The sequence below is a fragment of the Pseudoxanthobacter sp. genome, assembly GCF_036822375.1.
In the GTDB taxonomy this organism is placed as follows: domain Bacteria; phylum Pseudomonadota; class Alphaproteobacteria; order Rhizobiales; family Segnochrobactraceae; genus Pseudoxanthobacter.
This window is the reverse complement of the sequence record NZ_DAISHT010000073.1, coordinates 1-11,471: the sequence shown is the minus strand read 5'-3', so window position 1 is coordinate 11,471 and position 11,471 is coordinate 1. Positions and strand designations below refer to the sequence as shown.

At 69.9% G+C, this 11,471-nt stretch carries 11 protein-coding genes and 1 pseudogene; 7 read left to right on the top strand and 5 right to left on the bottom strand.

The window, feature by feature from the left end; genetic code table 11:
* Positions 1 to 121 precede the first annotated feature (121 nt).
* The 6 genes from tmk to V7067_RS09005 all read left to right on the top strand — a co-directional run bounded on the left by tmk (position 122) and on the right by V7067_RS09005 (position 6,350).
* The gene (gene tmk, locus V7067_RS09030; protein WP_334175564.1) at positions 122 to 787 is read left to right on the top strand and encodes a dTMP kinase; all 666 of its coding nucleotides are present in this window, start codon (positions 122 to 124) and stop codon (positions 785 to 787) included.
* Positions 788 to 844: 57 nt separating this feature from the next.
* Complete coding sequence (locus V7067_RS09025) at positions 845 to 1,945, top strand: DNA polymerase III subunit delta' (RefSeq protein WP_334175563.1); 1,101 nt, start codon at positions 845 to 847, stop codon at positions 1,943 to 1,945.
* Between the two features lie 130 nt (positions 1,946 to 2,075).
* Positions 2,076 to 3,635, top strand: a complete 1,560-nt coding sequence (gene metG, locus V7067_RS09020; RefSeq protein ID WP_334175562.1) for a methionine--tRNA ligase — start codon at positions 2,076 to 2,078, stop codon at positions 3,633 to 3,635.
* A complete protein-coding gene (locus V7067_RS09015; protein WP_334175568.1) occupies positions 3,635 to 4,441 on the top strand; it encodes a TatD family hydrolase in 807 nt (268 codons plus the stop codon). The genes metG and V7067_RS09015 overlap by 1 nt, the downstream gene beginning before the upstream one ends.
* A 34-nt stretch (positions 4,442 to 4,475) precedes the next feature.
* A complete protein-coding gene (locus V7067_RS09010; protein ID WP_334175561.1) occupies positions 4,476 to 5,408 on the top strand; it encodes an MBL fold metallo-hydrolase in 933 nt (310 codons plus the stop codon).
* A 222-nt stretch (positions 5,409 to 5,630) separates the two neighbouring features.
* On the top strand, positions 5,631 to 6,350 hold the full coding sequence (locus V7067_RS09005) for an MgtC/SapB family protein (RefSeq protein WP_334175560.1): 720 nt from the start codon (positions 5,631 to 5,633) through the stop codon (positions 6,348 to 6,350).
* A gap of 28 nt (positions 6,351 to 6,378) precedes the next feature.
* On the opposite strand, the gene V7067_RS09000 is transcribed toward V7067_RS09005, so the two are convergent.
* Positions 6,379 to 7,203: an SDR family NAD(P)-dependent oxidoreductase gene (locus V7067_RS09000; protein WP_334175559.1), complete on the bottom strand. Its 825-nt coding sequence runs from the start codon at positions 7,201 to 7,203 to the stop codon at positions 6,379 to 6,381.
* Between the two features lie 310 nt (positions 7,204 to 7,513).
* Here V7067_RS09000 and V7067_RS08995 point away from each other — a divergent pair, with 310 nt between their 5' ends.
* A complete protein-coding gene (locus tag V7067_RS08995) occupies positions 7,514 to 7,666 on the top strand; it encodes a hypothetical protein (protein ID WP_334175558.1) in 153 nt (50 codons plus the stop codon).
* Between the two features lie 99 nt (positions 7,667 to 7,765).
* Here the strand turns inward: V7067_RS08995 and eda are convergent, their stop codons facing one another.
* The 4 genes and pseudogenes from eda to V7067_RS08975 form a co-directional block, all read right to left on the bottom strand.
* A complete protein-coding gene (gene eda / locus V7067_RS08990) occupies positions 7,766 to 8,416 on the bottom strand; it encodes a bifunctional 4-hydroxy-2-oxoglutarate aldolase/2-dehydro-3-deoxy-phosphogluconate aldolase (protein ID WP_334175557.1) in 651 nt (216 codons plus the stop codon).
* Complete coding sequence (gene edd / locus V7067_RS08985; RefSeq protein ID WP_334175556.1) at positions 8,413 to 10,263, bottom strand: phosphogluconate dehydratase; 1,851 nt, start codon at positions 10,261 to 10,263, stop codon at positions 8,413 to 8,415. Before edd ends, eda begins: the two co-directional genes overlap by 4 nt.
* 132 nt (positions 10,264 to 10,395) lie before the next feature.
* Positions 10,396 to 11,094, bottom strand: a complete 699-nt coding sequence (pgl, locus tag V7067_RS08980) for a 6-phosphogluconolactonase (protein WP_334175555.1) — start codon at positions 11,092 to 11,094, stop codon at positions 10,396 to 10,398.
* Positions 11,095 to 11,281: 187 nt separating this feature from the next.
* Positions 11,282 to 11,471 (bottom strand): annotated as a pseudogene (locus V7067_RS08975) (glucose-6-phosphate dehydrogenase); the annotation flags it as partial.

The window sequence follows — 11,471 nt, the reverse complement described above, 5'->3', positions numbered from 1 at the left end:
GCCGGGCGCCGCGGAAAGCGGGGCCGGCGCTGTCCGGGTGCTATTGTCAGCGCCGTCCGCTCTGCGGCATGGTAGCGCCGCGCCGGCGACAGCCGGCAACGCGACAGGGAGGGACGGCACCTTGGCCGGCCGGTTCATCACATTCGAAGGCGGCGAGGGGGCTGGCAAGTCCACGCAGATTTCGCGTCTGGCGCGCCGGCTGTCGGGATTCGGCCTTGCGGTGCGCAGCACGCGCGAACCCGGCGGTTCGCCGGGCGCGGAGGCGGTGCGCCATGTGGTGCTGAGCGGCGCGGCGAGCGCGCTCGGGGCCGATGCCGAGGCCATGCTGTTTGCGGCGGCGCGCATCGACCACGTCGAATCCGTCATTCGCCCGCTCATCGCTTCCGGCGTGTGGGTGCTGTGCGACCGCTTCACCGATTCCACCCGCGTCTATCAGGGCACGTCCGGCGTTGCGCCGGATCTGATCGCGGCGCTGGAGCGGCTGGCGCTGGGCACCCTGCGCATCGATCTGACGATCATCATCGATGTTCCGGTGGAAACCGGGCTGGCGCGGGCGGCGGAGCGGCGCGGGCTGGCGGCGACCGACCGGTTCGAGGCCGACACCGTGGAAATTCACCGCCTGCGCCGCGCGGCTTATCTGGCGATTGCGGCGGCCGAGCCGGAGCGCTGCGTCGTTGTCGATGGCAGCGCATCGCCGGATGCCGTGGAAGCAGCGATCTGGGCGGCGGTCACGCAGCGCTGGGGCGGCCTTGGCGGCACCGGGCGCGGCGCCCCGCGCGCGGCGTAAAGGCAGGCAACCGGCGCCGGCCCGACGCCGCCAGACCGGTTCAGCAGGCAGGCAGAGATGGCCAGAGCGGCACGACGCAGCGATACCCCCCGTGAGGATGGCAGCCCCGGCGACCCGGATGCGCTGGAAGGCGTGCCGGCCCCGCGGGCCCAGACGGCGCTGTTCGGCCATCGGGAGGCCGAGGCGACGCTGCTGGAGGCCTATCGCAGCGGCCGCCTGCACCACGGCTGGATTCTCGGCGGGCCGCGCGGCATCGGCAAGGCAACGCTGGCGCTGCGCTTTGCCCGCTTCGTGCTGGCCAACCCGGACCCGTCGGCGCCCGCCGTGCAGGCGGCGCGCGACCTTTCCGTGGACCCTGCCTGCGCGGCCGCCCGGCTGGTGGCCGGCGGGGCGCACCCGGATCTGCTGCACCTGCAAAGGCCGTGGGATGACAAGGCCCGACGCTTCCGAACCGAGATCACGGTCGACGAGGTGCGCCGTCTGGTGCCGTTCTTCGGGTCCACCGCGGGGGCCGGCGGCTATCGCGTCGCGCTGGTCGATGCGGCCGACGATCTCAACACCAATGCCGCCAATGCGCTTCTGAAAATGCTGGAAGAACCGCCCTCCAAAGGGTTGTTTCTGCTGGTTTCCCATGCGCCGGGCCGGTTGCTGGCGACGATCCGCTCGCGCGCCCGCCGGCAACTGCTGCGGCCGCTGGCAGATGGCGACGTGGCGGCCGCGCTGGCGGCTTTCGGGCCTGGCGGCGACCGGGCGGCGCTGGAGCATGCGGTGGCAACCTGCGAAGGCAGCGTGCGGCGGGCGGTGACGGCGCTGAACGGCGGCGGGCTCGATCTGGAGGCCGCGCTGGCGCCGGTGCTGGGCCAGCTCGGCGCGCCCGATCCGCGCGCGGTCAATGCGCTGGCCGACCTCGTTTCGGCGCGCGAAGCCGGCGAGGCGTGGGATCTGGCGCTCGACCGGCTGCGGGCCTTCATGGCCGCGGTGGTGCGGCAGGGGGCGGAGGCCGGGGCGCCGGCGATTGCGCTCAATGTGTGGGCGGAGGTCTGGGACCGGCTGGAGGCGACAGTGGCCCGCACCGAGGGCTTCAATCTGGACCGGCGGCAGGCCATGCTGGCCATCGTGCGCGACATGAGCGCGGCGGCGCGCGCCGCTGCCGGCTGACGCCGAGGGCCGCCGGCCATCTCCCTGATCCGGCTGCCTTTGAGCGGCAAGCCTTTGATCTGCCGGCCATCGGCGCTATATCACGGGCAGACGAGATGACCACCCTTCAGCGGTGAGCGGCGATTCCGGTATGACCCAGCGTTCAAAATTCTACATCACCACGGCCATTGCCTACCCCAACGGCGCGCCGCACATCGGCCACGCCTATGAGGTGATGGCGACCGATGCGCTGGCGCGTTTCAGGCGGCTGGACGGCGATGACGTGTATTTCCTCACCGGCACGGACGAGCACGGCATCAAGATGGTGCAGACCGCGGCCCGCGAAGGGCTGAGCGCGCGCGAACTGGCCGACCGCAACGTGCCGCTGTTCCAGAAAATGGTCGCTGCTGTCGGGGCTTCCAACGACGACTTCATCCGCACCAGCGAGCCGCGCCACCATGCCGCCTCGCAGGCCATCTGGCGGGCCATGGAGGCCGCCGGCGACATCTATCTCGACACCTACGACGGCTGGTATTCGGTGCGCGACGAGGCATTTTATGCCGAAAGCGAAACCGTGGTCGGCGCGGACGGCGTGCGGCGCGGCCCGCAGGGCACGCCGGTGGAATGGGTGAAGGAAGAAAGCTATTTCTTCCGCCTGTCGAACTATGCCGAGCCGCTTCTGAAGCACTACGAGGAAAATCCGGACTTCATCGGGCCGGACGAGCGCCGCAACGAAGTGATGAGCTTCGTGAAAGGCGGTCTGAAGGATCTGTCGATCTCGCGCACGACGTTCGACTGGGGCATTCCCGTGCCCGGCAATCCGCGCCATGTCATGTATGTCTGGGTGGATGCGCTGACGAACTATCTGACCGGAATCGGTTACCCGGATCTGGAGTCGGAAAGCTACAAGCGCTACTGGCCGGCCGATATTCATGTGATCGGCAAGGATATCGTGCGCTTCCATGCGGTTTACTGGCCGGCATTCCTGCTTTCAGCCGGCCTGCCGCTGCCGAAGCGCGTCTATGCGCACGGTTTTCTGTTCAACCGCGGCGAGAAGATGTCCAAGTCGGTTGGCAATGTCATCGATCCGATCGGCCTGATCGAGCATTACGGGCGCGATCAGGTGCGCTATTTCTTCCTGCGCGAAGTGCCGTTCGGGCAGGACGGCAACTACAGTCACGAGGCCATCGTCAACCGCATCAATGCGGATCTGGCCAACGATCTCGGCAACCTCGCCCAGCGCTCGCTGTCGATGATCGCCAAGAACCTCGGCGGCGAGGTGCCGGCGCCGGGTGCCTTCACGCCGGCCGATGAGGCCCTTCTGGCGCGGGCCGATGCGCTTTATGCGCTTGCCGCCGCGGCGTTCGGCCGGCAGGAAATCCACCTTGCGCTCAATCACATCTGGGCGGTGGTGGCCGAGGCGAACCGCTATTTCGCCGGCGAGGCGCCGTGGATGCTGCGCAAGACCGATCCGGCGCGCATGGCGACCGTGCTCTATGTGACCGCGGAAGTGGTGCGGCAGGTGGCGGTGCTGGCCCAGCCGGTGATGCCGGAGGCGTGCGGGCGGCTGCTCGACCTGCTCGGCATCGGCGAAGATGGCCGGGCGTTTGCATCGCTCGGGCCGGCCGGGCGGCTTGCGCCCGGTGCGGCGCTGCCCGCGCCGGCGGGCGTGTTCCCGCGCTATGTGGAAGCGGAGAAGGCCGGTTCGTGATGCTCGTCGACAGCCATTGCCATCTGGATTTTCCCGACTTTGCCGAGGAGCGCGACGCCATCGTCGCCGCGGCCAATGCGGCGGGCGTCGGCCACATGGTGACCATCTCCACGCGGGTGCGCCGGTTCGACGAAATCCGCGCCATCGCCGAGGCTTATGACTGCGTGACGTGCTCGGTCGGCACGCACCCGCACAATGCCGGCGAGGAGACCGACATCACCACGGCGGACCTCGTCCGGCTGGCGCAGCACCCCCGGGTGGTGGCGATCGGCGAGAGCGGGCTCGATTATTTCTATGACAGCGCCCCGCGCGAGGCACAGCAGCAGGCGTTCCGCCGCCACATCGCGGCGGCGCGCGAAACGGGCCTGCCGCTCGTCATCCACACCCGCTCGGCCGACGAGGATACCGCGCAGATCCTGACAGAGGAGATGGCCCGCGGCCGTTTCCCGGCGCTGCTGCACTGCTTCTCTTCGGGGGCGGAACTGGCGCGGGTGGCGCTCGATCTCGGGCTCTATATCTCGTTCTCGGGCATCCTCACCTTCAACCGCTCGCAGGATGTGCGCGACATCGCCGCCACCGTGCCGACGGATCGCCTGCTGGTGGAAACCGATGCGCCCTATCTGGCGCCGGTGCCCTATCGCGGCAAGCGCAACGAACCGGCTTATGTGGCGAAGACGGCGGCCGTGCTGGCGAAGGTGAAGGGGGTCAGCGAGGCGGAAATCGCGGCGGCGACGACGGCGAATTTCTTCCGGCTGTTCACCAGGGCGGCGGCGGTGGCGGGCGCGCCGGCCGTGGCCGCGCAGTGACTGTCGGCGGCGGCCGGTGCATGAGATGGAGCCGATGAGCAGGGCGGAGGATGCGGTGACGACGGGCAGCGATGCATCGGCCGGCACCCGGCTGGAGTTCACCATTCTCGGCTGCGGCTCGTCGGGCGGCGTGCCGCGTGTGGGCGGCGACTGGGGGGCGTGCAACCCCGTCAACCCGCGCAACCGGCGTCGGCGCTGCGCACTGCTGGTGCAGCGCATTTCGCCTCACGGCACCACCACGGTGCTGATCGACACCGGCGCCGACATGCGCGAGCAGTTGCTGTCGGCCGGCGTGTCGGACGTGGATGCCGTGCTCTATACCCACGCCCATGCCGACCACATCCACGGTATCGACGATCTGCGTGCGCTGGCTCTGGTGCGGCGGCGGCGGATCGACGTCTACATGGACGAGCCGACCTCGCTACGCCTGCATGCCTCTTTCGGGTACTGCTTTGCCACGCCGCCGGGCTCCGGCTATCCGCCGATCCTGACGGAACACCGCATCCGCCCCGGCACGGCGCTGACGCTCGGCGGCCCGGGCGGCGATGTAACGGTGATGCCGTTCGTGCAGAGGCACGGCGAGATCGATTCGCTCGGCTTCCGCATCGGCGGCGTGGCCTATTCCAGCGATGTCTGCGACCTGCCGCCGGAAAGCCTGCCGCATCTGGCCGGGCTGGACCTGTGGATCGTCGATGCGCTGCGATATACGCCTCACGTCAGCCATTTTGCCGTATCCGATGCGCTGTCGTGGATCAGGCGGCTGCAGCCGCGCCGGGCAGTGCTGACCGACCTGCATGTCGACCTCGATTACGATGCGCTGGCGGCGCAGTTGCCCGCCGGCGTCGAGCCGGCCTATGACGGCTTCACGGTTTCCTATGCCGTGCGCGGGCAGGGCGGCCACCGCGAGGTGGCGCCGGTTGCCGGCTACGGCGCCGGCCGGCAGGTTGCCGCGCAGCAGCAGCAATAGCGCGGCGCCGCTGCGGCCGGGCGCGGGTATCCGGGCCGTTGCGGGCCGCCGGCGGCGAGGCGTGTCATTTTCCTGTCATCGGGGCGGTTCACCTCATCGGAGCGGTTCACCCCTGCCGGGATCGGGTTTCCGGCACGGCCGTGCCGTGCGCCCGCAGCCGGACGGGAGCGGATGCCAGAGCCGGCCGCGCACGCCCGCGACCGCGACCCGGAGACCAGCCACATGCGTTTCATTGAAGTCTTTCAGCTCGGCGATTTCTTCGATTCCGTCGTCAGCATCGTCGCGGCCTTCGTGCTGGGCACGCTGATCGGCGCCGAGCGGCAATATCGCCAGCGCGTGGCCGGGCTGCGCACCAACGTGCTGGTCGCGGTGGCATCGGCCGTGTTCGTGGATCTGGCCATGCGCATCGCCGGGCCGGACGGCGCGGTGCGGGTGATTTCCTATGTCGTCTCGGGGGTCGGCTTTCTCGGGGCCGGCACCATCATGAAGGAAGGCGCCAACGTCCGCGGCCTCAACACGGCGGCGACCCTGTGGGGCTCGGCGGCGGTCGGGGCCTGCGCGGGGGCGGACATGCTGGCCGATGCCGCGCTGGCCACGGTGGCGGTGATCATGGGCAACACTCTGCTGCGTCCGGTGGTCAACGCCATCAACGCCACGCCGCTCAATGCCCGCGATGCGGAAGGCGAGTTCGAGGTGCGCGTGACGGTGGCCGACGACGTGGCCCCGGAAATGCGCGGGCGCCTCACGCGCCTGTTCTCGGCGCGCGGGCTGCCGGTGGCCGAGACCGATATGGAGGAGGTGAGCGAGCACACCATGGATGTCGTGGTCACGCTGGTGGCCACTTCGCTCGATACCAAGCGCCTCGATGCCGCGCTGGAAGAAGTGCGCCACGACCCGCGGGTGCTGCACGCCGGCTGGGAGATGAACACCGTCGACAAGTGAATGACGGCGCCGCCTCTCCGGCGGCGCCCTACTGGGCGCGCGAGCGCACGCGGAAGGCGGTGATCTTCAGCATCAGCCGGGCGAGGCGCTCCGGCATGTGGGCGAGCATCTGCACGCTCAGCGCCAGCGGCAGCGGAAAGGCCGCCAGCCGCCGGTTGGCGGCCACAGCGCGGGCAATGCGGGCGGCGGCCTGATCGGCCGAAAGCACGAACATCTTGGCCCCGACGAACTGGTCGCCCATCGGCGTCTGCACAAAGCCGGGGCAGACCACGGTCACTTTCACACCATCGGCCTTCAGCGCATCGCGCAGTGCAATGCCCCATTCCTTGATGGCGGCCTTGGAGGCGCTGTAGGCCGGGGCCTCGCCGAGGCCGCGCAGGCCGGCCAGCGAACTCACCAGCACGATGTGTCCCCGGCGCCGCGCCTGCATGGCGGGCACCAGCGGCATCACGGTGTTGATGGCGCCGAGGGTGTTGACCGACAGCACGCGGCGGGCATCCTCGGTCGATTCAAAGGTGCCCGTGGGCGACAGGCCGGTGGAGATGCCGGCGTTGGCGAAAACCATGTCAACCGGCCCGGCGGCCTCGAATGCGGCGAGCCAGTCCTGCATGGCTGCACCGGCGGAAACATCCAGCAGCGCGCTTTCCACCTGCGCACCCTTCGCGGCGGCGTCTGCGGCCACGGCAGCAAGGCGCCCGGCGTTCTGGCCGATAAGGCCGAGCCGCACGCCCGGCGCCGCATAAAGGCGCGCCAGTGCCGCGCCGATGCCGCTGGAGGCGCCGGTGATCACGATCGACCTGAAGGGGGCCGACCCCGCCGCCGCGGCGTTTGCCGCACCATCCGCCACCGCCATGGGCAGGCTCTCCCGCTTCGTCGCCTCTGCTCAGCCCTCCCGATAGCCGATTGCAGCCGCGGCGGACACGGCACAGATCAAACCGGCGCGAGAAAGCACGGCGCGGCCGGTGCGGCCAAAAAAAATGCCGGACCTGTTGAGGCCCGGCTAAGTCGTCGTATCCGAGGATACGACACCTTCCAGAGGGGAACAGCTGGCGATCGGGGCAGCAGCGAACCGCGAGGGGCGCTGCGAGATCAACCAACTGACGATCTTGTCTCATATCGGCGGATCTCCGACAAGCAGGTCAGATTGCAGCGCAGATATGCAAATGATGCATCCCGATTGGGCAAATGATGCCCTTGAAGTCATTCAATTGTCATTCCGCCATTCGCTTTTCAGCCTGCATCAGGGGCAAATGCATCCTGTTCGGGCGGAATCGCCGGCGCTGGCCCTATCCGCCCTGCAAAAATGGCGGCGCTGAAGAAATGGCGGGCCCCGTAAAATGCAAGGGGCGCCGGCCGGCGAACCGGCGCGGCGCCCCAACCGGGCAGGCCCGAAACGGGCATGATGTGCGTTTGCGTCAGCCGCGCAGGGCGGCAGCCTCCGCGGCGAGGGCGGTGATGGCCGCCCAGTCGCCGTTTGCCATCGCGTCCTTCGGCGTCAGCCATGAACCGCCGACGCAGATGACGTTCTTCAGCTTCAGGTAGTCCTTTGCCTTGGCCGGGGTCACGCCGCCGGTCGGGCAGAAGCGGATATCCGGCAGCGGCGAGGCGAGCGCCCCCACATAGGCCGCGCCGCCGGAGGCTTCCGCCGGGAAGAACTTCTGGAACACATAGCCGCGCTCCAGCAGCATCATCGATTCCGACGGTGAGCGGGAGCCGGGCAGCAGCTTCACCGCCGCATCCTCCGCCGCGTCCAGCAGCAGGCTGGTGGTGCCCGGCGACACCGCGAACTTTGCGCCGACGCGGTCGCAGGCCTCAAGCTGGGCCGGCGTCAGCACGGTGCCGATGCCGATGATGGCGCCTTCCACCTCCTGCCCGATGACGCGCGCGGCCTCCAGCGCCAGCGGCGTGCGGAGCGTGATTTCCAGCGCCCGGATGCCACCGGCGACCAGCGCGCGGGCCAGCGGCACGGCGGTGGCGACGTCGTCGATGATCAGCACCGGCACGACCGGCGCCAGCGTCAGCACGCCTTCGAGGCTGGAATTGTTGGTGGCGGGGGGACGGGTCATGCTGCAAGTCCTGAGAAGATCGTGGCACCTTTGTCCGCCGGGCCGACGCTGGCCCGGAACGGCATAAACAGTTCGCGGCCGATGCCGGCGGCCGAGCCGGAAAGATCGGCGGTGGCCGGCTGGCGGGCCGCCCATTCGCGCTCGTCGACCAGCACGTCGAGCCGGCCGGCCACCGCGTCGACGCGGATGAGGTCGCCGTCGCGGACAAGGGCGATGGGCCCGCCGACGGCCGCTTCCGGCGTGACGTGGATGGCCGCCGGCACCTTGCCGGAGGCCCCCGAAAGCCGTCCGTCGGTGACGAGCGCCACTTTCTGGCCGCGGTCCTGCAACACGCCCAGCGGCGGCATCAGCTTGTGCAGCTCGGGCATGCCGTTGGCCTGCGGGCCCTGAAAGCGCACCACGGCAACGAAATCGCCGGTCAGGCTGCCGGCGCGGAACGCCTTCTGCAGCTCTTCCTGCGAGTGGAACACCCGCGCCGGCGCCTCGATGATGTGGCGCTCGGGCGCCACCGCCGAGGTCTTGATGACGGCGTGGCCGATGGGGCCGTCGAGCACGCGCAGGCCGCCGGTTGTCAGGAACGGGTTGGTCACCGGGCGCAGAACGCTCTCGTCGCCGCTCTCCGCCTCGGCCGGCTGCCAGCTCAGGCTGCCTTCGGCGGAGAGGTGCGGTTCCTGCACATAGGCATCGAGCCCGTTGCCCCACACCGTCTTCACATCGCGGTGCAGGATGCCCTCGCTCAGCAGCTCGCGGATGAGGAAGCCCATGCCGCCGGCGGCCTGGAAGTGGTTCACGTCCGCCTTGCCGTTGGGATAGATGCGCGTCATCAGCGGCACCACCTCGGCGAGGTCGGAAAAGTCCTCCCACGTCAGCGTGATGCCGGCGGCCGCGGCCATGGCGATGAGGTGGATGGTGTGGTTGGTGGAACCGCCGGTGGCGTGCAGGCCCACCACGCCGTTCACCACCACCTTTTCGTCGAACAGCCGGCCGATGGGGGTGAATTCGTTGCCCAGCGCCGTCAGCGCCAGCGCCCGGCGGGTCGCCTCGCGGGTCAGCTCGTCGCGCAGCGGCGTGTCGGGGTTGACGAACGAGGCCCCCGGCAGGTGCAGCCCCATGATCTCCATCAGCATCTGATTGGAGTTCGCGGTGCCGTAGAACGTGCAGGTGCCGGCGCCGTGATAGGATTTCGCCTCGGCCTCCAGCAGCGCCGCGCGATCGACCTTGCCCTCGGCATAGAGCTGGCGGATGCGCGATTTCTCGTCGTTGGGCAGCCCGGAGGTCATCGGCCCGGAGGGCACGAACACCGCCGGCAGGTGGCCGAACGACAGCGCGCCGATGACCAGCCCCGGCACGATCTTGTCGCAGATGCCGAGATAGACCGCGGCATCGAACATCTGGTGCGACAGCGCCACCGCCGTGCCGAGCGCGATGACATCGCGTGAGAACAGCGAAAGCTCCATGCCGGCTTCGCCCTGGGTCACGCCATCGCACATCGCCGGCACGCCGCCGGCCACCTGCGCCACCGCGCCGGCCTCGCGCGCGGCCGCGCGGATCATCGCCGGATAATGCTCGTAGGGCTGGTGGGCGGAGAGCATGTCGTTATAGGCGGTGACGATGGCGAGGTTGGGCACCACGCCCTCGCGCAGCAGCGCCTTGTCGTGCACGCTGCTGCACCCGGCAAAGCCGTGGGCCAGATTGGCGCAGCCGAGCCGGTCGCGCTTCGGTCCGGCGCTGGCCGCCCGCTCCACGCGCTCCAGATAGCGGGCGCGTCCGTCGTGGCTGCGTCTGGCGATGCGCTCCGTCACTTCGCCGATGCGTTCGTGGAGCGATTTCCGGCCGGTCAGCGTCATGCTCCCCTCCCTGACTGTCGTCCGGGGCTGCGCAGGGCAGGCCCGGTTTGCTGTTTCGTGCCGCCCGCGGGGCGCAGGCGGCGCAGAAGCTGAGGCCGGCAGCCGCACGCTGCCGGCAGAAGGCGCCCGGACTTACGGGCACCAGTAAATGGCGACCGGTGCAACGGCCTGCCGCAGCACGGCCCGCACCGGCATGTCGGCCGCCGGCCCGTCCCGCCCGGCTTCCGCCAGCACCGCGGCCTTGCCGGCGCCTTCGATGTGGATGGCGAGCAGGTCGGTTGCCAGCAGGGCGGGCAGGGTGAAGGTGACGCGCGGTTCGCCGGCACCCGGCGCGGCCATGGCGATCACCCGCGCCGGGCCGTCCGGGTCGAGCGCTGCGGCGAGATGGTCGCCGCCGGGAAAGAACGAGGCGGTGTGGCCGTCGTCGCCCATGCCGAGAACGACGGCGGCGAACGGTTGCGGCAGGCCGGCAACGGTGGCCTCCAGCGCGGCAAGGCCGGCGGCCGGGTCCGGTGCTCCGTTCCAGAGCGGCACGAAACGGGCGGCCGCCGCCGGGCCGGTCAGCAGGTTTGCCCGCACCAGCGCGGCGTTGGAGCGCGGCGAGGTCTCGTCCACCCAGCGCTCGTCGACCAGCGTGACGACGATGCGGTCCCATGGCAGCGGCCGTGCCGACAGCGCGGCGAAGAAACGCGCCGGCGTGCGGCCGCCGGAAACGGCCAGCGCCGCCGTGCCGCGCGTGGCGACCGCGCGGCTGAGCGCGGCGGCAACGTCGCCCGCCAGCGCTTCGGCAAGGGCCTCGCCATCGGCCAGACGCCGGAACTCCACTGCCACGGATGGCCTCCCTCAAACGGCGGTCGCGTTCAGACCTGTTCTTAAATCATAGGCCGGCATGGAAGCGCTGCCAAGGCGTGCCTTCGGGACGGACGGACGGCATGAACAGCCGGCATGAACAACTGGCATGAACAGCCGGGAAGCGCGCCGGCGCGCTTCCCGCGAAGGCGGGGTGCGCCGGGCGGTCTCAGTTGTCGTCGTCGTGCCAGGTGCGGCCGTCGCGCTCGATGAGCGCCACGGAGGCCGAGGGGCCCCATGTGCCGGAGGTGTAGCCCTTCGGCATCACGTTGTGGGCCTTCCAGGCCGCAAGGATCGGGTCGATCCAGCTCCACGCCGCCTCCACCTCGTCGCGGCGCATGAACAGCGACTGGTTGCCC

What these genes read in the sequence shown, in the direction of transcription:
- V7067_RS08995 (WP_334175558.1), top strand. Translation starts at nt 7,514, where the DNA reads ATGATGCATCCCGATTGGGCAAATGATGCCCTTGAAGTCATTCAATTG.
- V7067_RS09015 (WP_334175568.1), top strand. Translation starts at nt 3,635, where the DNA reads ATGCTCGTCGACAGCCATTGCCATCTGGATTTTCCCGACTTTGCCGAG.
- metG (WP_334175562.1), top strand. Translation starts at nt 2,076, where the DNA reads ATGACCCAGCGTTCAAAATTCTACATCACCACGGCCATTGCCTACCCC.
- V7067_RS09000 (WP_334175559.1), bottom strand. Translation starts at nt 7,203, where the DNA reads ATGGCGGTGGCGGATGGTGCGGCAAACGCCGCGGCGGCGGGGTCGGCC.
- V7067_RS09025 (WP_334175563.1), top strand. Translation starts at nt 845, where the DNA reads ATGGCCAGAGCGGCACGACGCAGCGATACCCCCCGTGAGGATGGCAGC.
- edd (WP_334175556.1), bottom strand. Translation starts at nt 10,263, where the DNA reads ATGACGCTGACCGGCCGGAAATCGCTCCACGAACGCATCGGCGAAGTG.
- V7067_RS09010 (WP_334175561.1), top strand. Translation starts at nt 4,476, where the DNA reads ATGAGCAGGGCGGAGGATGCGGTGACGACGGGCAGCGATGCATCGGCC.
- eda (WP_334175557.1), bottom strand. Translation starts at nt 8,416, where the DNA reads ATGACCCGTCCCCCCGCCACCAACAATTCCAGCCTCGAAGGCGTGCTG.
- V7067_RS09005 (WP_334175560.1), top strand. Translation starts at nt 5,631, where the DNA reads ATGCGTTTCATTGAAGTCTTTCAGCTCGGCGATTTCTTCGATTCCGTC.